This window comes from Sphaerisporangium rubeum, from assembly GCF_014207705.1.
In the GTDB taxonomy this organism is placed as follows: Bacteria; Actinomycetota; Actinomycetes; order Streptosporangiales; family Streptosporangiaceae; genus Sphaerisporangium; species Sphaerisporangium rubeum.
On the sequence record NZ_JACHIU010000001.1, the window covers coordinates 1,066,595 to 1,090,261 of the forward strand.

The following is a 23,667-nucleotide window of genomic DNA, read 5'->3' on the forward strand; positions in this document are numbered from 1 at the left end:
AAGGGCCGGGGATGGGTCGTCTCCTGTAGTCCGACGAGTCCGGGGGTGGAAATGTGAGGTGCGGCGCCGGGCTCACATTTCGTGAGGCTGTTTCGTCGGACACGGTGAAGGCAGCAGGAGCGGCGACGGAGCGGACCACGTCATGAGCACCACATCTGGACCAGAGGACACGGCAGGCGACCCGGTCACCGGGGAGCGGGTACAGCTGATCAACCTGGCGTACCGGCTGCTCGGGTCCCTGGCCGAGGCCGAGGACGTGGTGCAGGAGACGTACGCGCGCTGGTACGCCATGGCACCGGAGCGGCGCGACGACATCGAGTCACCCGGTGCGTGGCTGACCACGGTGGCCAGCCGGATCTGCCTTGATCTGCTGGGTTCCGCGCGGGCCCGGCGCGAGCGCTACGTGGGGGACTGGGTACCGGAGCCGTTGCCGGAGCGTACGGAGTGGACCGGCGGGGGCGATCCCGCCGACCGGGTCACTCTGGACGAGTCGGTCAACATGGCTTTCCTGGTCGTGCTGGAGTCGATGACCCCGGCCGAGCGGGTCGCGTTCATCCTGCACGACGTGTTCCGCTACCCGTTCGCCGAGGTGGCGCGCATCGTCGGACGTACGCCGGTGGCGTGCCGCCAGCTCGCCTCGTCGGCCCGTCGCCGCGTCCGTGAGTCGCGGGCCCCGGCGGCTCCGGTGGCGCGGCAGGCCGGTCTGGTCAGGGAGTTCAAGCAGGCGTGGGAGGCCAAGGACATCGAGGCGCTCGTCGGGCTCCTCGACCCGGACGCCGTCGTGACCAGCGACGGCGGCGGCCTGGTCGAGGCCATGCCGCGGCCGGTCGTCGGCAGCGAGCAGGTCGCGCGTTACGCCGTCGGGCTCCTCGGCAGGATCTCCGGTCTGACGTTCCTGGAGCGCACGGTCAACGGCCGGCCGGGCCTGGTGGCCCAGCGTGACGGCGTCACGGTGACGGTGCTGGCCTTCCACGTCACGGGGGACCGGATCACCCACATCTGGGGGGTGCGCAATCCCGAGAAGCTCCGGCTGTGGGGGGTGGGCTCACCCGCCTAGGCCATTCACATCTTCGGAAGGGACGACCATGACCACATCGAAGGCGATCGAGCAGGACGGACTGCGGTCGCGGCTGCCGGACCCCATGCGGTTCTTCACCGAGGTGGGGACGCTCGCCGGAGCGATGAACAAGGCCACGAGGAACGGCGCGATTCCGCAGACCACCATCACCCTGATGCATCTGCGGGCCGGCCAGATCGTCGGCAGCACCTACCACACCCTCCGGCACACCGGCGTCCTTCGCGAGTCCGGGGAATCGGAGGAACGCATCACCGCCGTGGCGTCGTGGCGGGACGCGCCGTACTTCACCGACGCCGAACGCGTCGCGCTCGAACTCGTGGACGCGGTCCTCCTGCCGAACCCGTCGGGGGAGCGCGTCGGGGACGATCTGTACGCGCGAGCGGCCGCTCACTACGACGAGAAGGCGCTCTGGACGCTCACACTGGCGATAGCCCAGGTCTGCTTCTTCATTCCCGTCGCGCTCATCGCCAAGCCGATCCCCGGCAGGCCTCTGGGACAGAACTACAGCGACTGACGCGGGCCGGTCACCGCAGGCCCGTGCAGCGAGGCATGTCCGGGATGGGATGGGTGGTGGCGGTGACGTGTTCGGCGGCCACGAAGCCCCACCCTTCCCAGCGTTCCTGGAGGGGTTCTGAGCGGTCGCCTCGGGTGTAGTACCAGACCCGGCCACCGTCGGCCTGGACACGGCCGAGGTCCCAGCAGACGAACCAGCTCTTCGGGGTGTCCAGCGTCGCGATCCGCGCGGTGCCGCTCACGTCCGCGTACAGCGGGGTGTCGGTCCGGTTGACGCAGACGAAGTCCCTGGTCCACACGTGACCGGCCTGTCGCTCGTCCACGTGCCTGACCCCGGTGCGGCCGGTGCAGTGCGCGGTGTCGGCGTCGGCCCGGGGGTCCGGTCCCGGCCGCCAGATGAGGACCGCGGCGATGACCACGGCCGCCGACGTGGCCAGTGCCCCCCAGGTGCGTGGCGTGCTCGGCAGTGACAGGCGTCTGCGCGGCGCGGCCTTCTCCGGCGCGGGAGGAGCCGGCGGCGGCGTCTCGACCGGCTGTTCGTCGCCGGGTTCCTGAGCCGAGGGCTCGGCGGTGGTCTGGGCCTGTACCCAGAGCCGGTGGAGCTCGACGAGCTCGGGCCGGGTCGCCTGGCATTCCTTGGCGAACTGTTCCAGGAGGGTGAAACGCGGGGGGACGCTGTCGCCGGAGCAGTAGCGGTGGAGGGTGGACTTGCCGACGCCGAGGCGTTTGGCGAGAGCGTCGTAACTGCGGCCGGTCTTGTTCTTCAGGTGACGCAGATAGGCGGCCAAGTCTTCGACGGAAGGCTGTTCTGACACCCCGACTCCTCGAGTCCTGACCCGAGTACGACATTCCGAAGATTAACAGCAGCACCATCCGTACCAGGGGTATCTGTCCCAGCTTGTCCCAACACATCTGGGATTGCCCTGGTCAACGTAGGTATCTGTCCCGTGGTCCCAGAGTTGTCCCATTCCTCTTGCTGTGGGACGGCCACCCGGCCACGGTGATGATCGTCAGTCGACGAAGATCACCGAACTGTCAGGAGAGACATGACCTCCCTTCCTTCCGTACGGACTTCCGTACGGCGCGGGGCCGCCACCGCGGCGGCGCTCACCGCGCTCGTCTGCGGCCTGCCGGGCCTCCCCGCGCACGCCGCCGCGGCCCCCAACCTGCAACTGCCCTTCCCCTGCGGCCAGCAGTGGCGGCTGGACACCTGGGGCCACGCACCCGCGCTCGACATGGTCAAGGAGCCCGATCAGGTCGGCACAGAGGGGGCCTCGCTGGTGGCACCCGCCGCCGGGACGGTGAACAAGTCCTTCTACCACGAGAACGCCGGCAACGTGATCCAGATCAACCACGGCGGCGGCTACTTCACCACGTACCTGCACCTGCAGTCCCGGGCCGTCGCGGTCGGCGCCAGGGTCGCGCAGGGGGCCCAGATCGGGAGGGTCGGCCGCACCGGCCCCACGTCCAACAACCACCCGCACCTGCATTTCGAGCTCGGGTACGACGCCAACGGCAACGGAGAGGCGACCTGGGGCTACGAGGGCGCCGAGCGCGTCAGGCCCACGTTCAACGGCGTCACCTACGGCGGCGCCAACAACCAGACCAGCAGGAACGTCACCAGCGGCAACTGCGGGGGGTCTCCGGACCACGGGGTGCTGGATTTCTATCTGACCGATGATCAGGGTTCGGGTGCGTCGACGCGGCCGGTGTTCGCGTATGGCAATTCGCCGATGGTGCCGATCACGGGGGATTGGGACGGTGACGGCAAGGACACCGTGAGTACCTTCGATCCGACGACGGGTCAGTTCTACATCAGTGACAATCCGGTGAGTGGTGCGGCGCAGTACACGTTCCGGTACGGCGATCCTGGTGGGGTGCCGTTCGTGGGTGATTGGGACGGTGATGGCAAGGACAACGTGGGTGTGCGGATGGGGAACCGGTTTTATATGCGGACGAGTCCGGTGACGTCGGCGACGGAGACGACGGTGTCGGTGGCGTATGGGGATTCGCCGATGCTTCCGCTCGCGGGTGACTGGGATGGTGACGGCAAGGACACCGTCAGTGCGTATGACCCGAGGTCGGGGTGGTTCTACATCAGTAATGACCCCTCGACCGGTGCGGCGCAGTACTCGTTCAGGTATGGCGACCCCAATGCCGTTGCGTTTGTGGGTGATTGGGACGGCGACGGCAAGGACGGTGTGGGTGTGCGGATGGGGAACCGGTTCTATCTGCGGACCAGTCCGGTGACGTCGGGGACCGAGACGACGCATTCGGTGGCGTACGGCGACACCCCGGACCTGCCGGTGATCGGCGACTGGGACGGCGACGGCAAGGACAGCCAAGGCATCGCTCGCTGACATCCCCTGACTCTGCGCATTCCCCTGGAGAAACTGTGAAGACCCCTGCTTCATCACGTTTACATGTCCGAGTCCGGCCGCTGATCGCACTCGCCGCTCTCGCCGGCGGGCTCCTCGTCGCCGGTGCGCCTCCGGCCCTGGCCGCCGGTCCCACACCTCCTGTTCCAGGACCGGCCGGTCCCCCGGTACCCGCGGAGCTCGCGGCGGCCATCCCCTACGCGGCATGCGTGCCTGGTGGGGAGACCGCGGCGGACGGCGCCGTCGCCAACCAGGTGCGGCCCTCCATGAACGGCCCCCGCATGGGCCGCAGCGTGAACGCGTACAACGTCTCATGCGCCAGGGTCATCTCCCGCACCGTCAAGGGCCGCGGCCTCGACAAGCGGGCCGCGGTGATCGCGGTGACCACGGCGATCACCGAGAGCACCCTGCACAACTACACGACCGCCGTCGACCACGACAGCCTCGGGCTGTTCCAGCAGCGGCCCTCCCAGGGCTGGGGCACCCCGGCCCAGTTGGTCGACCCGGTGTACGCCACCAACGCGTTCATCAACGCGATGCTGCGCAAGTATCCGAACAACTCGTGGATGAGCGGCGACATCGGCGCCATCTGCCAGCGCGTGCAGGTGTCGGCGGTCCCGGACGCCTACGGCCGCGAGGTCCACGACGCGCAGTTGCTCGTCGACGCGTTGTGGAACAACACCGGTGACTACGGGGTGCTGGATTTCTATCTGACCGATGATCAGGGTTCGGGTGCGTCGACGCGGCCGGTGTTCGCGTATGGCAATTCGCCGATGGTGCCGATCACGGGGGATTGGGACGGTGACGGCAAGGACACCGTGAGTACCTTCGATCCGACGACGGGTCAGTTCTACATCAGTGACAATCCGGTGAGTGGTGCGGCGCAGTACACGTTCCGGTACGGCGATCCTGGTGGGGTGCCGTTCGTGGGTGATTGGGACGGTGATGGCAAGGACAACGTGGGTGTGCGGATGGGGAACCGGTTTTATATGCGGACGAGTCCGGTGACGTCGGCGACGGAGACGACGGTGTCGGTGGCGTATGGGGATTCGCCGATGCTTCCGCTCGCGGGTGACTGGGATGGTGACGGCAAGGACACCGTCAGTGCGTATGACCCGAGGTCGGGGTGGTTCTACATCAGTAATGACCCCTCGACCGGTGCGGCGCAGTACTCGTTCAGGTATGGCGACCCCAATGCCGTTGCGTTTGTGGGTGATTGGGACGGCGACGGCAAGGACGGTGTGGGTGTGCGGATGGGGAACCGGTTCTATCTGCGGACCAGTCCGGTGACGTCGGGGACCGAGACGACGCATTCGGTGGCGTACGGCGACACCCCGGACCTGCCGGTGATCGGCGACTGGGACGGCGACGGCAAGGACAGCCAAGGCATCGCTCGCTGAACCCACGGGGGCTACGGGCCGCGTCCTGCTCAGGACGCGGCCCGTACGCGATCTGGTCAGCCGGGGGTCACTTGCCGATGACGGCGTTCATGTTGTCGGCGAACTTCTGCGGCGAGACGGAGAGCTGGAACAGGCCGGAGATGTTGTCGAGGAGGACCTCGGCGGCCGTCGGGCTGAGGGCCTGGTCCCAGGACTGAGCGAAGGTCTTGGCGTTGCTGGCGAGGTCGTACACGAACTTGAGCCATTCGGCGTCCGGGGAGGCGCTCAGCTGGCTCTCGGTGCCCTTGACGATCGGGACGGAGCCGGTGGCGATCCAGTCCTTGACCTCGGCGTCGGTGGACAGGCCGGTGGCGAGGAACTTCTTGGCGATCTCCTTCTGCTCGGGGGTCGCCTTGGAGTAGATCGACAGGTACTGCGCGGGGTTGCCGACGGTGTTGCTCGGGTCGCCCTTGCCGCCGTCCACCGGCGGGAAGTTCATGTAGCCGAGGCCGCCGCTGGACACGAAGTCGCCGCCTTCGGTCTTCTGGATGCCGTACGACCAGCTTCCGTGGAGCATCATGGCGGCCTTGCCGGTGTACAGCAGCGCCTGGTCGGCGTTGGAGTCCGCGGTGATCGAGGAGAAGCCCTTGATGAAGCCGTCGGCCTTGACGAGCTCCTGCACCTTGGTCAGCGCGTCGAGCGCGGCGGGGTTGGACCAGGAGTTCTTCTCGCCGTCGAACACGGCCTGGAAGACCTCGGGGCCGCCGATGCGGTCGAAGAGGAACTCCAGCCACATCATGTTGGTCCACCGGGACTGGCCGCCGAGCGAGAACGGCGCGATGCCCTTGGCGTTGAACTTCGGCACCAGGTCCATGATGTCGCCCCACGACTGCGGCGGCTGCACCCCGACCTGGTCGAAGACCTTCTGGTTGTAGTACAGGACGATCGGCTGCACCCGCTCGATCGGCAGCGCGTAGATCTTCCCGTCGACGGTGCCGGCGGGGAACGCCGAGTCGAACAGCCGGTCCTTGACCGCGGGGTTCTGGTCGAGCCACGGCGTGAGGTCGTCCACCTGGCCGGCCTGCACGTAGCTGCGCAGCGTGCCACCACCCCAGCCGAAGACCAGCGTGGGGGCCTGGCCCGCGCCGATCGCCGTCTTGATCTTCGTCTTGTAGGCGTCGTTCTGGAACGCGGTCACCGCGAGCTGGCTGTTGGGGTTGGCCTTGTTGAACCGGTCGATGACGGCCCTGCGGACGCCTTCCGCGGGTTGCGCCGTCAGGATCCAGTAGCCGGCCTTGGCGCCGCCACCGCCGCCGCCACCGCCTCCGCCACCACCACCGGTGTCACCCGGCCCGCCGGTGCCGCAGGCGGCGAGCACGGCTCCTACGGGGAGGCCCATCGAGAGGGCGAGAAAGGTACGGCGGGACGTCGTCCTGGGTTCCACGCAGATCTCCGTACTCGAACGCCGGGGCCGCTCGCCCGCGGCTCGTCTCCTGTCGGCGGAGCGGCGCGACGAGTCTGGCTCAGCGCGAGTCCGCCTCTGATCCGGTGCGATGAAACTTTCATTGAACTTTAAATGACCTTGCGGCACGCAATCTAGATTTCCGCGCACAGGCCTGTCAAGGGTCATGCACAGCCGTCAAGGCGACCCGGTAAGGAGCCGAAAGCGATCGGAGATGCCGGTGAAAAGGACTTCAGGCCGCGGGAACGGTGATGGATCCCGCCACCCGGCCGCTCACCGACGCCTCCAGCGTCCAGCAGCCCGCGGACGGCACGACGACGATGCTGGGGTAGGAGATGCCGTCCGACCGGGTCACTTCCTGGGTGAACGATCCGCGTCCCACCGCCTCGGTGCCGCGCACGGTCAGCGGACCGTCGGCCGCACGTATCAGCCACAGGATTTTCGTGTTCCCCCCGTCAGCGGCCTTCCCGCCGGGGGTGATGGTGGGGTCGTCGCCATCGGCGTAGAAAAGCACGGCCGCGAAATCACCTCCACCCATCCAGGGTGGCGGCGACGACGGGTCGCTGAATCCCTGGTCGAGTTTCTCGGGAAGCGGATCCTTCCTGACCTCGGTCACGGCGCACGACCGGTCACCCGTGGAAGGCGCGGCCTTCTCGCGCGGCGGCTCGAAGGTGCAACCGGTGACGGCGCAGAGGCTCAGCGACGAGATCAGGACGGCGGCGGATCCCCGGCGGTGGCGCATCACCCCGTGCTACTCCCGAAGATCGGTCCACGTCAAGGCCCGATCTCGCGGCCAGGTGTCTTGCAGCACTTACGTCAGCGCTCGCAAAAAAGTAGATGATAACCGCATCTATATAGCAAATCTATGAAAGTCTCTCGCAGAACCTTGTGGAATCCGGTATTCCACGCCTAATGTCACCTCACCCTCACAGCCTGCCTGCGCGACGGCGTGAGGCCGCTCACCCCCCGAGAGAAACGAGCAGCCGATGTCACGGAGGATCACAAGCGCGGTGGCGAGGGGGCCCGGCCGGTCGCCGTGGCGGACCGCCAAGGCGATCGCAGCGGTCGTGGTGGTGTCGGCCACGGGTCTCGGTGTCGCGCCGGGGCCCGCCGTCGCCGACCGCGGCCGTGCCCCCGTCGTGACCCGCGCCGCGCTCGACCCGTCGCTGGTGGCGGGACGCGGGGCCGATGTCGCCTTCCTGGAGCAGGAGGCGGAGAACGCCGCCACGAACGGCACCGTCATCGGCCCGGACCGCACCGCGTACACCTTGCCGTCGGAGGCGTCCGGCCGCAGAGCGGTACGGCTGGCCCCGGGACAGTACGTCGAGTTCACCCTGCCGAGCGCGGCCAACGCGATCACCGTGCGGTACAGCGTGCCGGACGCGCCGCGCGGCGGCGGCATCGACGCGCCGCTGCACGTCACCGTGAACGGTGGCGGCAAGAAGGTCATGACCCTCACGTCGCGGTACTCCTGGCTGTACAACCAGTACCCCTTCAGCAACGACCCCGACGCCGGTCTACTGCACCCCGACTGGTGGATCACCGAGTGCCAGTGCGTGCCGGCCGCCACCAGCCCCACGCCGGTGATCACCAAGCCGTTCCGGCCGTCCCACTTCTACGACGAGCAGCGCCTGCCGCTCGGCAGGACCTACCGCGCCGGAGACCGGGTCCGCCTCACCGCGCCGGCCGGCACGAACGCCGCGTGGACCGTCATCGACCTGCTCGACTCCGAGCTCGTCGGCGCACCCCACGTCCGGCTGGTCGCGGCCGACGTGCTGCTGTTCGGCGCCGACCCGCTCGGCAGGCGCGACTCCGCCGGCGCGTTCGACAAGGCCATCGCCTTCGCCAAGCGCAACAAGCTCAAGGTCTACATCCCGCCTGGCACCTACCAGGTGAACCGCCACATCATCGTGGACGACGTCACCATCGAAGGCGCCGGCAGCTGGTACACGATCATCAAGGGCCGCGAGGTCGCGCTGCCGGTCCCCGCGCCGGACGGCTCCACGCACACCGGCGTCGGCTTCTACGGCAAGGACGCCGCGGACGGCGGCAGCCGCGACGTGCACCTGTCGGGTTTCGCCATCGAAGGGGACGTGCGCGAGCGCGTCGACACCGACCAGGTGAACGGCGTCGGCGGCGCGATGAGCGACTCCACCATCGAGGGCCTGCACATCCGGCACACCAAGGCCGGCATGTGGTTCGACGGCCCGATGCGGAACCTGCGGATCATCGGCACCGTCATCGTCGACCAGATCGCCGACGCCGTCAACTTCCACACCGGGGTGCGCGACTCGGTCGTGTCCGGCACCTTCGTGCGCAACACCGGGGACGACGGCCTCGCCATGTGGTCGGAGAAGACCGCGAACACCGGCAACACCTTCGCACGCAACACCGTGCAGACACCGGTGCTCGCCAACGGCATCGCCGTCTACGGCGGCACCGACAACACGCTGACCGGCAATCTCGTCGCCGACCCGATCAGGGAGGGCAGCGGCATCCAGGTCGGCTCACGCTTCGGCGCCGAGCCGTTCACCGGTCACCTGTGGATCAGGGACAACACCACGGTGCGGGCCGGCACGTACGAGCTGAACTGGAACATCGGTCTCGGGGCCATCTGGTTCTACGCGCTGGAGAAGAACATCGAGGCCGACGTGCAGGTGGTCGGCAACCACTTCCTCGACAACACCTACAACGCGATCATGCTGGTGAGCGAGTGGTCGGTGAAGGACCTCTACTCCATCTCCGACGTCCACTTCAAGGACATCAGAGTGGACGGCACCGGCACCTCGGTCGTCAGCGCGCGCGTGGCCGGCTCGGCGACGTTCGAGAACGTCGACGCGCGCAACGTCGGCGCGGTCGGCGTCAACAACTGCGGGACGTTCCACTTCACCCCGGCAGGCTCGGAGTTCACCCTGGTCGACCGCGGCGGCAACGACGGCGGCGGCACCACCGGCCCCTGGCTCGCGCCGTGGGAACTTCCCAACACCATCACCTGCGACGACCGTCCCCCGGTCGTGCCGCCTCCCGCGCCGTCCCCCTGGTGATCAGGCCGGAACGCGGGGCCGGGCCGCTCGGAGCGGCCCGGCCGGGGGTCAGATCGGGGGATAGGCGTTGGTCACCAGCATGGTGAACTGGTCATGGTGCCACTGCCCCGGTGCCGGGGCCTCGTAGAGCGCTCCGGTGCGCTCGGCGGGGTTGATGCGGCCGTACGCCGTGGGGCTGCACATCACGTCGAAGCGCGCGTTCGGGTCGTCCACGTCCAGGATGGGTGGCCGGCTGAGACCGTCGGACTCGCCGGGTGGCTTGATCCACAGTAAGGCGTGGTAGTTGTTCGGGGACACGGGTCTCGGCCGCTCGCCGAGACCCGCGCCGGCCTGGTTGCAGAAGTTGTGGCGGTAGGTGCGCCGGTCGATCCTGGCCTGGTCGACATGCGTGTCGACCTGGGTCGACGTCGAGGGTGCCCTCGGACGGTAGGTCCCACCCCAGCCGTTGCGTGAGGTGTCGACGATCATGCCGACCGAGGAGGGGAAACCCCGGCTGGTCATGGCGTTGAGCAGCGCCGTGGAGAAGTCGCCCTCGTCGAAGACGGGGTTCCGGTCGTAGAACCTGCTGCTGTGCACCGGTTGTCCGCCGACCAGGCGGTAGGGGTCCGGCAGGAAGGTCTCGTCCAGCGGTACGTAGTCGGCGACGTTGAGGGCGAAGCCGGTCACGGCCGACATACCGCGCGCGGTGCCGCGCACCGTCGCGGCGATCCGGTCGGCGAAGCCCGGGAAGACCGTGTCGTAGCCGATCCAGTGGGAGACCCCGGCGTCCAGGTACAGCCAGACGTTGGGGAGCGGGCCGAGGCGGTCCACGGCGTACCGGATGCCGTCGGTGTAGACCCCGCTCGCCTCGGCCGTCTGGCACATCGCGGTCGGCTGGAACGGCGCGACGGCCAGCGAGGCCAGCGACCGCGGCTCGACGACGAAGACGACACGCAGGCCCTGGTAGCGGGGCCGGGAGACGATCTCGGTGATCGGGTCGATGAACTCGGCCCGGTACCTGCCGAGGCCGTCGGGTGATCCGAGCTCACCCCCGCCTGCGGGGCTCGTGCAGTCGCGGTACGGCAGGTCGTACAGCACGAAGGTCACGTACGTCGCACGCTGCTGCAGGGCTCCTTCCAGGTGGTCCACCAGCGTCCGGGAGCTGTAGGGGCCGGTCACCTTGGCGATGCGGTCCAGCCACACGGCGGTCGGGGTGCCCGCCACCGCGTAGATGCGCAGTTCGAGCTGGTTGTTCCCCGTGCCGGAGCGCACTATGGAGGCGGACCGCAGTGCGTTGGCGGTCCAGTCGGGGTTCACGTAGCCGGTCCCGCCGAGGAACGGGTTGACGGGGGTCTTCACGGTCGGCGTCGGGATCGGCGTGGGGGTCGGCGTCGGGGTGGCGGTGACGATGGTGCGGCAGGTCACGCCGTTGAGGGTGAAGGCCGTGGGGTGGGGATTGGCGCCTTGCCACGTGGCGGTGAAGCCGAGGACCATGGTCGCGCCGGCGTTGAGGACGTGGTTCGGTGGCTGGGTGTACGACTGGCTCAGCGCCGTCACCTGGGTGCCGGACTGGATCCACTGCGCGTTCCAGCCGTTCTGGATCGTCTGGCTTCCCGGGGGCCCGGGGAAGGTGAAGGCCACCGTCCAGCCCCATAGCGAGTCGCCGGTGTTCCGCACCGCCAAGGAGGCGACGAAGCCACCTGAACCGGTGGTGCCCCACTGCTGCACGGTGTAGGTGGCCTCGCACGACGCGGCGGCCGACGCGGCGGCGGACAGGCCGGTGACGGCGAGCAGGAAGGCCACCGGCAGGACCAGGACGCGGTACCACGGGGAGCGGCTGTTCCAGGGACCCATCCGGGATCCTCTCCTGAAGCGCGGCCGGTCAGCCGGCAGCCGGGGGGTAGGCGTTGGCCACCAGTGCGGCGAACTGGTCGTGGTGCCAGTCTCCGTACATCGGCGCGTTCGGCAGCGCGTTGGTCGGCACAGCGGGGTTGAACCGGTTGTTCGCGGACGGGTCGCACATGCGGTCCACGAGGCGGTCGGACTCCGGGGGCAGCAGCGGGCCGCCGGCGCCGTCCGACTCGCCAGGCGGCTTGATCCACAACAGCGCGTCGACGCCGGGGAACGGGTTCGCGACCGGCCGGCTGCCGAGGCCCGCACCCTTCTGGTTGCACCAGCTGAAGCGGTAGGGACGCCGGTCGAGGCGGCCGCCGTCGACGTACTCGTCCACGGTGCCGCCGACGCCGGGGGAGCCCGGACGGTCCGGCCCGCCCCAGCCGTTGCGTGAGGTGTCGATCACCGCGCCGATGGCGGAGGACAGGCCCCGCTGGATCAGCGCGCCGCGCATCGCCGTCGCGTAGTCGCGTTCGTCGAAGTACGGGTTCCATTCGTAGAACCTCGCCGAGCGGACCGGGGAGCCGCCGATCATGGCGTACGGGTCGGTCAGGTAGGGCTCCTCGGTGGGGACGTAGTCGGCGACGTTGGTCGCGATGCCGTCCACGCTCGCCGCTCCCGCCGCGGTGTCCCGCACCACGGACGCGATCAGGTCGGCGAGCGCGCCGAAGTTGGCGTCCCAGCCGATCCACCCCGCGTGGCCGGCGTCGAGGTAGGTGTAGACGTTCGGCAGCGGCGACAGGCGGTCCAGTGCGTACCGGATGCCTTGCGTGTACGCGCCGGACTGCCCGGCCTGGACGCACGACACGTAGTGGTTCCCTGTGATGAGGTCGACCAGCGAACGGGGCTCGACGATCGCGGCGACACGCAGCCGCGCGTACTTGGGCTGGGAGACGACGGCGGTGATCGCGTCGACGAACTCGGTCCTGTACCGGTTGAGGCCGTTGTCCTGCCAGTGCAGTTCGGCCGGGGAGACGAGGTTCAGGCAGTCCTTGTCCGGCAGGTTGTACAGCACCAGTGTGACGTAGCCGGCTCCCTGCGCCACGGCGGCGTCCAGGTGCGCCGCGAGGCCTCGGGTGACTCCCGGGCCGCCGGTGACCTTGGCGATGCTGTCCAGCCAGACCGCCGTGGACACCGACTTCAGACGCCGCATGCTGTCGGCGGCGGACCCGCCGGCCGCCACGGCGGAGCTCTCGACGTTGGCCGTCCAGTCCTGGTTGACGTACCCCGCCACCCCGGCGAAGGGATTGTCGACCGGCACGTCAGGCGTCGGCGTCGGCGTCGGGCTCGGTGTCGGTGTCGGTGTCGGTGTGGGGCTCGGTGTCGGTGTCGGTGTGGGGGTCGGTGTGGGGCTCGGGATCAGGATGATCCGGCATGGCACGCCGTTGAGCGCGAAGTCCGTCGGAGGCGGGTTGCTCCCGGTCCAGGTGGCGTTGAAGCCGATCGTGAACGACCCGCCGGTCGCGATGGTGCCGCTCCAGGCCGGGCTCGTCGCGCTGACGCGACGGCCGTTCTGGGTCCAGTTCGCCGACCAGCCCTGGGTGAGCCGCTGGCTCCCCGGGAACGTGAAGGTCAGCGTCCAGCGCGGCAGGGGTTCACCGGTGTTCCTGACGGCGATCGACGCGGTGAGACCGCCGGAGCCCGACCCCCACGTGGTGGTGGAGTACGTGACCTCGCAGCTCACCGCGGCGTCGGCACGCACAGAGGTGCCGGCCACGAGCCCCACCGCCGCGAGCACCGCGGCCATGAGGACGGTGAGGAGGTTGCGCGGGGTCTGAGCAAGCCCCATGGACGATCAACTCCATGATCGATGAACCGATGGTCCGCCGTCCCCGTCCGACGGCCGCGGCACCGTCCGTCCGGACGCCGGTGACTTCACGGTGCGGCACACCCCGGCGACGCGTACAGAACGACGCCGGCCCTCACCTTCTGTGATGGACGACAAAGGGGACAACGGCCTGACCGAATCGACTCGGAACCTCGGCAAACGCCGTGTGGCGACCTGATGGCGGTGCACAACCCATTGAAAGATTCAGCCCGGCGGCAGGTCATCGGTGGCGGTGTCCCCATCATCGGTCACGGGCTTGGGAGAGGTCAGGTGCGCATCACGGGAGATGTGGCGGTTCGCTGCGCGGTGAGAGATTCGGATGATCGGTGAGGAGGGGCTCATGAGCGAGGAACTGCCGGCGGCCGGGTACTGGACGGGTTTCGACCAGTTGCGTGCGGCGCAGGACAAGCAGCTTCACATGGTGTTCGAGCAGGTCGGCAGGTCTCCGTTCTATCGGGAGCGGTTCGGGGGACGGCCGGTCACGGAGCTCGACGGGTTGCCGATGACCTCCAAGGACGATCTGCGGGACAGTTATCCGTTCGGCATGCTGGCGGTGCCGAAGGCGCGACTCGCCACCTATCACGAGTCCAGCGGGACCAGCGGCGCCGCGACACCCACTCCGACGTACTACACGGCGCAGGAGTGGGACGAGCTGGTCGACCGGTTCCTGCGGAACTCGATCCCGATGACGGCGGACGACACCTTGCTGGTGCGCATCCCGTACGCGCTGGTGATGGCCGGTCACCTCGCGCACCAGGCGGGACTCGCCGTCGGGGCCACGGTGATCCCCAGCGACTGCCGGTCGCTCGCGTCGCCGTACTCGCGCGTGGTTCGTGCGCTGCACGACCTCGACGTCACCCTGACGTGGTCGACGCCTAGTGAGGTGCTGGTGTGGGCCGCGGGGGCCAGGCTGGCCGGGTACCGCACCGAGACGGACTTTCCTTCCTTACGGGCCTTCTACACCGCCGGTGAGCCGCTCAGCCCGGCACGGCGTGCGCGGATCAGCGAGGTGTGGGGTGGCACGCCGGTGCTCGACGTGTACGGGTCCACGGAGGTCGGCTCGGTGGCCGGGACCTGTCCGGCGGGGGTGATGCATTTCTGGGCCGACCGGCTGCTGCCTGAGGTGTACGACGCGGAGACCGGTGCGTTCGCGCGCGAGGGGTCGGGGCAGCTCGTGGTGACGCCGCTGTACCAGGAGGCCATGCCGCTGATCCGGTACGACCTCGGCGACCACGTGGAGATCCACTACGACGAGTGCGCGTGCGGGTGGTACCTGCCGACCATCCGGGTGCTCGGCCGGATCTCGCACGGCAACGAGGTGGCGGGACGGAGCCTGTCGGTGCGGCAGGTCGAGGAGGCCGTCTACCGCCTGCCTGCCGGGCTCGGCGTGCTGTTCTGGCGGGCCAAGGCGCATCCCGAACGGCTGGTCGTGCAGATCGAGGTGGAGCATGAGCACGCGGCGGACGCGGTGAGCGGTCTGCTGGCGATCATCGAGGAGCTGCTGGACGTCCCCGCCACGGTGGAGCCGGTCCCGCCTGGCACGCTGGTCCCGGCCGAGCTGCTGACCGGCCGTCTGGACGCGATGAAGCCGCGCCGGCTGTTCGGCCCGGACGAGGACTGGGACGCGGCCGTCCTGCGCTGCTGACCCTGGGCCGGAATCCGGGGTCACGGTGCGGCGTGTCCGCGACTGCCGAGGGCCCAGGTCGGCGGAAAACCCGTTGCCGGGGGCTCGGGCCGGCGGAAAACCCGTTGGGGTGGAAAACAGGAGTGATGGCACACTTCACTCGTGACCCCGGATTCCGTGCCTGCCACCGTCGCCCCGCACAAGAACGAACGGCCGGACCTGCGGCGGCTCCAGCGGCGGACGCTCGGGGTGCTGTCGGCGGCACAGGTCGCCGGCGGGATCGGGGTGGCGACCGGCGCGGCGGTCAGTTCCCTTCTGGTGGCGGACATCTCGGGGTCGGTGGCGATCAGCGGGTTCGCCGGGACGGCGACGGTGCTCGGGGCCGCGCTGCTCGCGATACCCGCGGCGCAGGCCGCGAACCGGTCGGGACGGCGGACGGGGCTGCTGCTCGCGTACGGGCTGGCGGTGCTCGGCTGCGTGATCTGCGTGGCGGCGATCGCCATCAGGTCGTGGCCGCTGCTGCTCGCCGGGCTGGTGCTGGCCGGGGGAGCGAGCGCGGGTAATCTCGCGGCGCGTTACTCGGCGACCGATCTGTCGCCACCCGGGTACGCGGGACGTCATCTTTCCCTGGTGGTCTGGGCCGCGACGATCGGGTCGGTGACCGGCCCGAACCTCGCGGGCCCGGCGGAGCAGGCCGCCGTCGCGCTCGGACTCGGCCGTGAGGAGGGCCCCTTCGCGCTGGCCGCCGTGACGTTCACCGTGGCCGCCGTGATCGTGGTCGCCGGCCTACGTCCCGACCCGCTCCTGGTGGCCCGTGGCACCGCGGGAAACACCGGCACCTCGACCGGCCCTCGCATCTCGACCGGCCCCCACATCTCGGACGGCTCCGGCGCCTCGGACGGCGGCGTCGCCGGGGGTCTCGGCACAGCGGACGGTCCCGGTACGCAGGACGGCCGCGGTGGCGCGGCGGTACGGCCGAAGCGGACGTTGCGCGGGTCGTGGCGGGTCGTGCGGGAGACGCCGGACGCGCGGCGTGCGCTGGTGGCCATCGCGGCGAGCCACACCGCCATGGTGTCGATCATGTCGATGACACCGGTCCATCTCGACCACGGCGACGCCGGTCTGTCGATCATCGGGATCGTGCTGAGCGCGCACATCGCCGGCATGTACGTCTTCTCGCCGCTGGTCGGCTGGCTGGCCGACCGCGCCGGCGCCATCCCCGTCCTCGTCATCGGGTTGTGCCAGCTCCTGCTCGCCGCCGCGATCGCCGCCTCGGCCGCGCCGGGTGACGTCGCGCTGCTCAGTCTCGGCCTTTTCCTGCTCGGCACCGGCTGGTCCTGCGGCCTGGTCGCCGGCTCGGCGCTGCTCAGCGAGTCGGTCGGCATCGACCACCGGCCGTCCGCGCAGGGCCTGTCCGACCTGATCATGAACGTCTGCGGCGCCACCGGCACCATGGTCGCCGGGGTGGTGGTCGCCGCCGGTTCCTACGCCATGCTCGGCGTGGCGGTCGCCGTCCTGGTGACCCTGCCGGCCGCGTGGCTGCTGTCCGCACGCGCCGGCCGCGCGCCGGCCTCCTGAGATTGTCGGCGGCGTCCGCCATAGTGGGTGGCATGTTCGAGACCGAAGCGGAGCTGGACCGGCTCCAGGCCCTGCTCGACGCCTCATTGGCGAGTTCCACCGCGCACCTGAGATCGATCATCACCCCCGGGGAGCGCACCATCCCGGCGCGGCGGCTCACCGAGATCCTCAACGGCATGTGCACGCTGGCCCTCTCGACCGTGACGGCGAGCGGTGAGCCGCGGATCAGCGGCGTCGACGGCCACTTCCTGCACGGCAAGTGGATCTTCGGCACCTCCGCCACCGCCGCCAAGGCCCGCCACCTGCGAGCCCGTCCCGCGGTGAGCGCCGCCTACCTGCGCGGCGAGGAGATCGGCGTCTTCACCCACGGCACCGCACACCTCCTCAACCCCGAGGATGGCCCCGCCGACCCCACCTGGGACGAGGTCAAGGCCCACCTGATCGCTCACTACGGCGAGTCCCCCACCGGCTGGGGCGACGTCGTGTACTACCGCCTGGAGCCCCACTGGATGGTCGTCTACGCCGGCGACCCCGACAAGGTGGCGCCGAACGCGTCCTGAACCGCCGCGCACGCGGGAATGTCGCCGTCGGTGGCCATACTCGGGGGATGGAACCTCGGATCTCACTGATCACACTGGGGGTGTCCGACCTCCGGCGGTCGCACGCGTTCTACCGTGACGGTCTCGGGCTGCCGACCACCCGCGAACCGGAGGAAGGGATCGTGTTCTTCCGCACCTCGGGGGTGGTGCTGGCGCTCTATCCCTACGCCGATCTCGCCGACGACGTGGGGCCGGGGTGGGACGGGCCGCGTTCGACGTTCACCGGCATCACCATCGCGCACAACGTACGAGAACGTCACGAGGTCGACGAGGTGCTGGAGCAGGCGCGCCGCGCCGGGGCCGAAATCGTCAAACCGGCGGCCGACACGCACTGGGGAGGCTACTCGGGCTACTTCACCGATCCGGACGGCTACCTGTGGGAGATCGCCTGGGGGGCTTTCCCCTTCCACGCGGACGGCTCCGTGGACGTCGGGTGAGTGCGTCAGGGGTGCCGGGGGTCAGGTGTCGTGGTCGGTCGGTGCCGGGGTGCGGCAGGTGACCTCGAACCAGACGACCTTGCCGGTGGGTTCGGCGCGGGCTCCCCAGCGGTCGGCGAGGGCTTCCATCAGGTAGATGCCGCGGCCGCCTTCGTCGCCTTCGTGCGCGTGGCAGACGGCGGGCATGGCGGGGTTGGTGTCGCGTACCTCGCAGCGGCAGGTGCCGTTCTCGATCGTGAGGGTGAGGACCGCACCCCACGCGTGGCGCATGGCGTTGGTCACGGTCTCGCTGACCAGCAGTTCGACGGTGTCACCGCACCCGGGCACATTCCATTCCGCGAGCTGCCTGCGCACCCGTTTGCGGATGCGCGGCACCGTGGTGGGTTCGGGGACCAGCACCCAGGAGGCACGCGTGCCGTCGCGCCACGCCGAGCGCACCGGCTGCACGGGCCGGCTCTGGCCCCCGAGATGTACCCGGGCCGGCGTCGTGAGCCGTCCTGTGGCGGTCGTCGTGGCCGACATGGTCACGCCGCCTGCCCGTAGGCCGGCATCGCCTTGTGGATCGGCACGCTGCGTCCGTCCGGCATCAGCTCGCCAGTGTCCTCGAAGACGACCACGCCGTTGCACAGCAAGCCCCAGCCCTGCTCGGGGTGGAAGGCCACCATGCACGCCGCTTCGTGGTCCACAGCGTGCGCGGGCGGGCATTGAGGTTCGTGGTGACACATGGGAGTTACCTTCGATCTGATCGCTTTCGCGTCTGCCGGTCTTTGCCAACTTCTGAGTCGGTCTCGACCGGCTAATACCAACTAACGGGATTTCTACCCATTTCGCTACCCATAGCACACAAATGGGTACGAAACCTTTACCTCCGAGGGCTGGCCAGGTGACTCCGGCCCTGCTCAGCCACCCTCCGGCAGGCTGGAAAAGCAGGAGGGGTGTCCGGTGCGCAGGCACCGGACACCCCCACGGGCAAAGCGGGAATCACAAGGCGCGCAGGCCCTGGATGACCTCGCGCAGAATGCGTTCCTGAGGCAGTGACGCCACCCCGGCCGGCGTGCGCACGGACACGAGCCGCTGTTCGCGCAGATCCCCGAGCAGCACGCGGGTCACGGTCAGCGGCAGGCCGCTGTCGGAGGCCAGGTCGACCACGGACGTCGGCTCGGCGCACATGCGCAGCAGCCGCATGTGCTCGGGACCGAGCCCGTGCCGCGGCCGTGTCCCGGGGACGGCGGTCACCAGCGCCATCATGTCGAAATCCGGGCCGGTGGGCCGGGTGCGGCCCCGCGTGACGGTGTACGGACGGACCAGGGGCCCGGCGTCCTCGTCCAGCCAGCGCTCACCTTGACTCATGAGACGTCCCCCTGCCCGTCACGCGCGCGCTGCCAACCCGCGCGGAATGAGGAGAACACGTCAGGTGACGGCTGCGGCTCCTCCGCCTGCCGCTCCTCCAGGCTCGCGGCGGTGCGGCGTTCGGCGGCGGCCCGCTGCGCCGACTCCCTGAGCTGCGGTGCGAGGCTCGCCTGCCGCACCCGCTGCGGCAGGCCGGCCCGGCGTTTTCTCTCCGGGCCGTCGTCGTCCCCGATGGTGAGGGTCTCGCTCTCGGAGAAGCCCCCGGACGCGGCCTCCGCAGGCGCGCGGTGCGCCGGTACGTAGGCCTCGCCGCCGGCCTGCCGGGGGCCGTCCCCCGCGCCGGGTTCGAGCGCGGTGATCTGCTCGACGAGGTACTGCCCGTTCTGCGTGCCACCCGCCGGGATCGGGGTCACCAGGTCGTCGGGGATCAGGACGATCGCGGTGGTCCCGCCGTACGGCGAGTTGCGCAGGGAGACGCGGATGCCGCGCCGGGCCGCGAGGCGGCCGACGACGAACAGCCCGAGCCGGTCGCTGTCGGCGAGGTCGAACTCCGGCGGCTCCGACAGCCGGTGGTTGATCTCGGCAGCCTCCTCCTGGCTCAGCCCGAGGCCGCGGTCCTCGATCTCGATGACGAAGCCCCTGGCCACCGCCTCGCCGCGGACCTCCACGTGGGTGTGCGGCGGGGAGAAGATCGTGGCGTTCTCGACCAGCTCGGCCAGCAGGTGGATCACGTCCGTGGTGGCCGCGCCGTTCAGCGCCGTGTCCTCCGGGATGGTGATGTGGACCCGCAGATAGTCCTCGACCTCCTCCACGGCGGCGCGCACGACGTCGTAAAGCGGCACCGGGTGCCGCCAGCCGCGGCCCGGCACGGCACCCGACATGATGATCAGGCCTTCGGCGTGCCGCCGCATGCGTGTGGTGAGGTGGTCGATGCCGAACAGGTCCTCCAGCAGGTCGGGTTCGGTCACCCGCTGCTCCAGGGAGTCCAGCATGGTCAGCTGCCGGTGCAGCAGCGACTGGTTGCGCCGCGCGAGGTTGAGGAACACCTTGCCGACACCCTTGCGGATCTCGGCCTGCCCCACCGCCGCCTCGATCGCGGTGGACTGCACCGAGGTGAACGCGCGGCCGACGTTCTCGATCTCCGCCGTGCCGCTCGTGGTGATCGGCGGCGTCTCGGCCGCCACGTCGACGTCCTCGCCGCGCCGCAGCCGCCGTACGACCTCGGGGAGCCGGTGGTGCGCCAGCTCCAAGGCGGCGCGCTGCAGATCGACCAGCTCGGCGGTGATGCGGCGGCCGAACCGCACCGAGACGTACAGCGACAGGCCGATGCCGAGCAGACCGAGCAGAGCCACGGTGCCGACCTGCCACAGCGTCCGGCCGGCGAGGCTCTCGGCGCGGTCGGCGACCTGCTGCGCCGCGATGCCGGCCTGCCGGTCGAAGGTGATGTTGAGGCTCTGGATCGTGGATCCCCAGGTCGCCGACGACCCCGGCAGCGGCCGGCCGGGCTTGACCTCGTAGTTGACCGAGTCCTCGATGGAGGCGTATCGCGTGTACGCCGGGGTGCTCTGCAGTGTGATGTACGGCTTACGCAGCTCGGTGTCCAGGAGCTGGTAGCCCATGTCGTACAGCAGCCGCCGCTTGGTCACCGTCGAGGTGAAGAACGTCTTCTCCTCGGCGGTCATGGCGCCGAGCCCGACGACGGCGGCGAGGAGACCGGCCTGTTCGTTCATCAGCTCGCGGCTGCGGGCGAGCAGGGTGAGGGCCCGGGTCGGCTCGCTGAGCGAGGGGTCGTCGGAGATCTGGTTCTTGTCGTAGATGCGGGTCACCGCGTCCGACATGAGGCGGTAGGCGTCGAGCGCGAGCATGCGCGTGAAGCTGCGCGTGTCGACGCGTGCGCGGATGTCGGGGAGCCGCCGGGTGACGGTGACGAAGTCGGTCACGGCCGCGAGCAGCGGAGGGCTGGTGATCGCGCGGACGTCGTCGGTGAGGGCCAGCCGCTCGAAGGCGGCCCTGGAGCGGTCGGTCCTGGCGCGTTGCTCGTCGAGTTCGCCGCGGTCGGAGGAAGAGGATCCGAGGTAAAGCAGCGAGAGATAGCGCTCCTGCTGGATGTTCGCGGTGACCGCACGGGCCGGGTTGATGACGTTGTCGTAGACGGTCCTGATCCGCAGGAGCCGTAAGCCGTCCTGCGTGGTGATCGTGGCGGCGAACGTCCAGATCCCGATGAGGGAGACCAGTGGCACGAGCACCAGGGTCAGGATCTTGAACTTGATGGACCTACTCTGCCCGCCCATATGACCTCGCAGGGGAACCGGATCGTTACACGCGGGTTATCGGTGGCGAAACATTACCAACGGGGATCGTGCGTAGGTAGTGCCCTGAAGCAACGAAACGGCTCATTTTGCGTGGGATCGTCAACGTAATCAGTGGCAATAACTGTCTGGTTGTCAGACAATCCATGTCATGACATCCGTGCTACCCCTCGCTCCGATCCCCGCGCGCGGAACGGCCGCGGGCCCGGTCGCCGTGGTCGCCGCGGCCGTGTTGTGGGGGACCGCCGGCACCGCGGGAACACTGGCTCTCGGCGGCACGGCCGACCCCGTCGCGCTCGCCGCGGCCCGCCTCGTCGTCGGCGGCGCGGTGGTGGCCGTGCTCGCCGGCCTCGCCAACGTGGCCGCCGTGATCCGCTCGGGCCCCGCGCGCATGACCGCCGCGGCGGCCGCGGCCGCCGCGTACCAGTTGTGCTACTTCGCCGCCGTGACCCGCACCGGTGTGGCGATCGCGACCGTGGTCGCCATCGGCAGCGGCCCCGTCTTCACCGGCCTGCTCACCTGGTCGCGGGACCGTGAGCGGCCGGGCCGCCGCTGGACCCTCGCCACGGCCGCCGCCGTCACCGGATGCGCGGTCCTCGTCTCCGGCGGCCAGGCCTCCGGCGCGGAGCCGCTCGGCGTGCTGCTCGCGCTGACCGGTGGTCTCCTGTACGCCTTCTACGCCGTCGTCGCGGCGCGGTCCATCACCGGCGGCGCTCCCTCAGGCGCCGTGATGGGGGTGCTGTTCGGCGGCGCGGCGGTGATCATGCTGCCGGTGCTGCTGTGGCGGGGCACCGGCTGGCTCGCCGAACCGAACGGCCTGCTCGCCGCCGGCTACCTCGGCTGCGTCACCACCGCGCTGGCCGCCTATCTGTACGGCAGAGGACTGCGCGCCACACCGGTGGCCCGCGCCGCCACCCTGACTCTCGCCGAGCCCGCGGTGGCCGCGCTGCTCGGGGTGCTGCTCCTCCACGAACGGCTCGCGCCTGTCTCCCTGGCGGGCCTGGTGCTCCTCGGCGCCGCACTGGTGCTGGTGGCCGTCCCCGGACGCGCTCAGGTACCGACCGGCGCTCGGGGAGAGGCAGAATCGTCGAGGTGAAGATCCGCCCTGTCTCCACGGTCGAGGCCCTCGCCGCCGACCTGCGCCGGCGGGTGCTCTCCGGCGAGATCGCCCCCGGCACGGCCCTGCCGGAGCAGGAGCTGTCCGGCCGGTACGGCGTCGCGCGGCCCACCGTCCGCGAGGCCCTGGCCGCCTTGGTGCACGAGGGACTGCTGCGGCGCGAGCCCAACCGCAGCGCGTACGTCCCCGAGGTCACCCTCGCCGACCTCGCTGACCTGATGCTGGTGCGGCGTCCCCTGGAGAACCTGATGGCGACCAGCCTCGCCGGCAGCCGGGTCCCCGCCGCCGACCGCGCGCTGTCGCGCATGGCCGCGCTGCCGCCTGACGCGCCGTGGGCCGACGTCGTGGCCGAGCACATGGCCCTGCACGAGGCGCTGATCGTCGCCGTCGGCAGCCCGCGGCTGGAGCGCATGTACGCCACGTTGACCGCCGAGACCCGGCTCGGGCTGGTGCGGCTGCGCACCGTCTACCAGGACAGGGAACGGCTGGTGGCCGAGCACCTCGGGCTGCTGCGGGCCATCGCCACCGGTCCCGCCGAGGTGGCGCGGCGTGCCGTGGCGGCCCATTTGGATCACACCTGGGGTGCTGATTAGCCACTTCTCTTGCACGGATGGCTCGGGAGTCGTCACAATCGCGCCCATGCGCGGCAACTCTGTGCCGGATTCCTATGTGTACGTCACCGAAGAAGGCGTCACCCGCCACTACGCCGACGGCAGCGTCGAGGCCCTGGCGTGGGAGGACGTGGTCGAGGTCCGTGTCGGCGGCGTCACCGAGTCCGACATCCTGATCGTCCTGCTCGACCGGGACGGGCAGGGCTGCGTCGTGCCGCGGTCCGCCACGGACGCGACCTTCCTGGCCAGGCTCCGCTACCTGCCGGAGTTCGACCTGGACCGGCTGAGCGAGGCGTTCCTGACGGCGAACTCCAGCTACGTCGTGGTCTGGCGCAGTCCCGACCCGCCGTCGCCGTTGCCGGACCTCGAATACGACTGATCCGCGCACTCGTCGTGGCCCGGGCCGTCCGCGCCACGTGGCCTTCGAGCGACGCGGAGCGACGCCGAGCGAGGCCGCTCCGGCGTACCGGCATGTCAGAGATGGCGTG

Annotated in this window: 21 protein-coding genes; 12 read left to right on the plus strand and 9 right to left on the minus strand. The window is 69.9% G+C overall.

Annotated elements, in window-relative coordinates; genetic code table 11:
• The first annotated feature begins 142 nt into the window (after positions 1-142).
• Both sigJ and BJ992_RS04380 read left to right on the plus strand, forming a co-directional pair.
• Entirely contained in the window at positions 143-1,057 is a 915-nt protein-coding gene (gene sigJ, locus BJ992_RS04375) for an RNA polymerase sigma factor SigJ (protein ID WP_184978654.1), read from the plus strand.
• Positions 1,058-1,085: 28 nt separating this feature from the next.
• Positions 1,086-1,592: a carboxymuconolactone decarboxylase family protein gene (locus tag BJ992_RS04380; RefSeq protein WP_184978655.1), complete on the plus strand. Its 507-nt coding sequence runs from the start codon at positions 1,086-1,088 to the stop codon at positions 1,590-1,592.
• A 10-nt stretch (positions 1,593-1,602) separates the two neighbouring features.
• Here the strand turns inward: BJ992_RS04380 and BJ992_RS04385 are convergent, their stop codons facing one another.
• Entirely contained in the window at positions 1,603-2,406 is an 804-nt protein-coding gene (locus BJ992_RS04385; RefSeq protein ID WP_184978656.1) for a helix-turn-helix domain-containing protein, read from the minus strand.
• Positions 2,407-2,637: 231 nt separating this feature from the next.
• Between BJ992_RS04385 and BJ992_RS04390 the strand changes: the two genes are divergently transcribed.
• Both BJ992_RS04390 and BJ992_RS04395 read left to right on the plus strand, forming a co-directional pair.
• The gene (locus BJ992_RS04390) at positions 2,638-3,951 is read left to right on the plus strand and encodes a M23 family metallopeptidase (RefSeq protein WP_184978657.1); all 1,314 of its coding nucleotides are present in this window, start codon (positions 2,638-2,640) and stop codon (positions 3,949-3,951) included.
• 35 nt (positions 3,952-3,986) lie between these two features.
• A complete protein-coding gene (locus tag BJ992_RS04395; protein WP_184978658.1) occupies positions 3,987-5,369 on the plus strand; it encodes a hypothetical protein in 1,383 nt (460 codons plus the stop codon).
• A 67-nt stretch (positions 5,370-5,436) separates the two neighbouring features.
• Here the strand turns inward: BJ992_RS04395 and BJ992_RS04400 are convergent, their stop codons facing one another.
• On the minus strand, positions 5,437-6,792 hold the full coding sequence (locus BJ992_RS04400; protein WP_343072497.1) for an extracellular solute-binding protein: 1,356 nt from the start codon (positions 6,790-6,792) through the stop codon (positions 5,437-5,439).
• 250 nt (positions 6,793-7,042) lie between these two features.
• Positions 7,043-7,552, minus strand: a complete 510-nt coding sequence (locus BJ992_RS04405; protein ID WP_184978659.1) for a hypothetical protein — start codon at positions 7,550-7,552, stop codon at positions 7,043-7,045.
• Between the two features lie 244 nt (positions 7,553-7,796).
• On the opposite strand from BJ992_RS04405, the gene BJ992_RS04410 reads away from it, so the two are divergent.
• Positions 7,797-9,854, plus strand: a complete 2,058-nt coding sequence (locus tag BJ992_RS04410; protein WP_184978660.1) for a glycosyl hydrolase family 28-related protein — start codon at positions 7,797-7,799, stop codon at positions 9,852-9,854.
• A gap of 48 nt (positions 9,855-9,902) precedes the next feature.
• On the opposite strand, the gene BJ992_RS04415 is transcribed toward BJ992_RS04410, so the two are convergent.
• Positions 9,903-11,687: a glycoside hydrolase family 6 protein gene (locus tag BJ992_RS04415; protein WP_184978661.1), complete on the minus strand. Its 1,785-nt coding sequence runs from the start codon at positions 11,685-11,687 to the stop codon at positions 9,903-9,905.
• A gap of 28 nt (positions 11,688-11,715) precedes the next feature.
• Entirely contained in the window at positions 11,716-13,515 is a 1,800-nt protein-coding gene (locus BJ992_RS04420; protein WP_184978662.1) for a glycoside hydrolase family 6 protein, read from the minus strand.
• A 379-nt stretch (positions 13,516-13,894) separates the two neighbouring features.
• Between BJ992_RS04420 and BJ992_RS04425 the strand changes: the two genes are divergently transcribed.
• From BJ992_RS04425 to BJ992_RS04440, 4 genes are all read left to right on the plus strand, one after another.
• Positions 13,895-15,199 (plus strand): phenylacetate--CoA ligase family protein, encoded by a 1,305-nt coding sequence (locus tag BJ992_RS04425; RefSeq protein WP_184978663.1) that lies wholly within the window; start codon positions 13,895-13,897, stop codon positions 15,197-15,199.
• Between the two features lie 141 nt (positions 15,200-15,340).
• Entirely contained in the window at positions 15,341-16,756 is a 1,416-nt protein-coding gene (locus tag BJ992_RS04430) for an MFS transporter (RefSeq protein WP_184978664.1), read from the plus strand.
• A 32-nt stretch (positions 16,757-16,788) separates the two neighbouring features.
• A complete protein-coding gene (locus BJ992_RS04435; RefSeq protein ID WP_184978665.1) occupies positions 16,789-17,316 on the plus strand; it encodes a pyridoxamine 5'-phosphate oxidase family protein in 528 nt (175 codons plus the stop codon).
• A 47-nt stretch (positions 17,317-17,363) separates the two neighbouring features.
• Positions 17,364-17,792, plus strand: a complete 429-nt coding sequence (locus BJ992_RS04440; RefSeq protein ID WP_184978666.1) for a VOC family protein — start codon at positions 17,364-17,366, stop codon at positions 17,790-17,792.
• Between the two features lie 21 nt (positions 17,793-17,813).
• On the opposite strand, the gene BJ992_RS04445 is transcribed toward BJ992_RS04440, so the two are convergent.
• The 4 genes from BJ992_RS04445 to BJ992_RS04460 all read right to left on the minus strand — a co-directional run bounded on the left by BJ992_RS04445 (position 17,814) and on the right by BJ992_RS04460 (position 21,433).
• A complete protein-coding gene (locus BJ992_RS04445; RefSeq protein ID WP_184978667.1) occupies positions 17,814-18,314 on the minus strand; it encodes an ATP-binding protein in 501 nt (166 codons plus the stop codon).
• A gap of 2 nt (positions 18,315-18,316) precedes the next feature.
• Positions 18,317-18,517 carry a DUF5999 family protein gene (locus BJ992_RS04450; protein ID WP_184978668.1) on the minus strand — a complete coding sequence of 67 codons (201 nt, stop codon included), beginning with the start codon at positions 18,515-18,517 and terminating at the stop codon, positions 18,317-18,319.
• Positions 18,518-18,773: 256 nt separating this feature from the next.
• Positions 18,774-19,142, minus strand: coding sequence for a DUF742 domain-containing protein (locus tag BJ992_RS04455; RefSeq protein ID WP_184978669.1), 369 nt, complete (start codon positions 19,140-19,142; stop codon positions 18,774-18,776).
• Positions 19,139-21,433: a sensor histidine kinase gene (locus BJ992_RS04460; protein WP_184978670.1), complete on the minus strand. Its 2,295-nt coding sequence runs from the start codon at positions 21,431-21,433 to the stop codon at positions 19,139-19,141. Before BJ992_RS04460 ends, BJ992_RS04455 begins: the two co-directional genes overlap by 4 nt.
• Positions 21,434-21,602: 169 nt before the next feature.
• Here BJ992_RS04460 and BJ992_RS04465 point away from each other — a divergent pair, with 169 nt between their 5' ends.
• Genes BJ992_RS04465 through BJ992_RS04475 form a run of 3 tightly spaced genes read left to right on the plus strand, consistent with a single transcriptional unit; the run spans position 21,603 to position 23,558 of the window.
• Positions 21,603-22,547 carry an EamA family transporter gene (locus BJ992_RS04465; RefSeq protein ID WP_184978671.1) on the plus strand — a complete coding sequence of 315 codons (945 nt, stop codon included), beginning with the start codon at positions 21,603-21,605 and terminating at the stop codon, positions 22,545-22,547.
• Positions 22,544-23,161, plus strand: coding sequence for a GntR family transcriptional regulator (locus tag BJ992_RS34125; protein WP_343072498.1), 618 nt, complete (start codon positions 22,544-22,546; stop codon positions 23,159-23,161). The genes BJ992_RS04465 and BJ992_RS34125 overlap by 4 nt, the downstream gene beginning before the upstream one ends.
• A gap of 46 nt (positions 23,162-23,207) precedes the next feature.
• Positions 23,208-23,558, plus strand: coding sequence for a hypothetical protein (locus BJ992_RS04475; RefSeq protein WP_184978672.1), 351 nt, complete (start codon positions 23,208-23,210; stop codon positions 23,556-23,558).
• The last annotated feature ends 109 nt before the right edge of the window (positions 23,559-23,667 follow it).

Excerpts from the sequence above, each read along its gene's own strand:
- BJ992_RS04450 (WP_184978668.1), bottom strand. The coding sequence starts at position 18,517 with ATGTGTCACCACGAACCTCAATGCCCGCCCGCGCACGCTGTGGACCAC.
- BJ992_RS04440 (WP_184978666.1), top strand. The coding sequence starts at position 17,364 with ATGGAACCTCGGATCTCACTGATCACACTGGGGGTGTCCGACCTCCGG.
- BJ992_RS04465 (WP_184978671.1), top strand. The coding sequence starts at position 21,603 with ATGACATCCGTGCTACCCCTCGCTCCGATCCCCGCGCGCGGAACGGCC.
- BJ992_RS04455 (WP_184978669.1), bottom strand. The coding sequence starts at position 19,142 with ATGAGTCAAGGTGAGCGCTGGCTGGACGAGGACGCCGGGCCCCTGGTC.
- BJ992_RS04460 (WP_184978670.1), bottom strand. The coding sequence starts at position 21,433 with ATGGGCGGGCAGAGTAGGTCCATCAAGTTCAAGATCCTGACCCTGGTG.
- BJ992_RS04420 (WP_184978662.1), bottom strand. The coding sequence starts at position 13,515 with ATGGGGCTTGCTCAGACCCCGCGCAACCTCCTCACCGTCCTCATGGCC.
- BJ992_RS04445 (WP_184978667.1), bottom strand. The coding sequence starts at position 18,314 with ATGTCGGCCACGACGACCGCCACAGGACGGCTCACGACGCCGGCCCGG.
- BJ992_RS04405 (WP_184978659.1), bottom strand. The coding sequence starts at position 7,552 with ATGCGCCACCGCCGGGGATCCGCCGCCGTCCTGATCTCGTCGCTGAGC.
- BJ992_RS04425 (WP_184978663.1), top strand. The coding sequence starts at position 13,895 with ATGAGCGAGGAACTGCCGGCGGCCGGGTACTGGACGGGTTTCGACCAG.
- sigJ (WP_184978654.1), top strand. The coding sequence starts at position 143 with ATGAGCACCACATCTGGACCAGAGGACACGGCAGGCGACCCGGTCACC.
- BJ992_RS04415 (WP_184978661.1), bottom strand. The coding sequence starts at position 11,687 with ATGGGTCCCTGGAACAGCCGCTCCCCGTGGTACCGCGTCCTGGTCCTG.
- BJ992_RS04390 (WP_184978657.1), top strand. The coding sequence starts at position 2,638 with ATGACCTCCCTTCCTTCCGTACGGACTTCCGTACGGCGCGGGGCCGCC.
- BJ992_RS04475 (WP_184978672.1), top strand. The coding sequence starts at position 23,208 with ATGCGCGGCAACTCTGTGCCGGATTCCTATGTGTACGTCACCGAAGAA.
- BJ992_RS04380 (WP_184978655.1), top strand. The coding sequence starts at position 1,086 with ATGACCACATCGAAGGCGATCGAGCAGGACGGACTGCGGTCGCGGCTG.
- BJ992_RS04435 (WP_184978665.1), top strand. The coding sequence starts at position 16,789 with ATGTTCGAGACCGAAGCGGAGCTGGACCGGCTCCAGGCCCTGCTCGAC.
- BJ992_RS04410 (WP_184978660.1), top strand. The coding sequence starts at position 7,797 with ATGTCACGGAGGATCACAAGCGCGGTGGCGAGGGGGCCCGGCCGGTCG.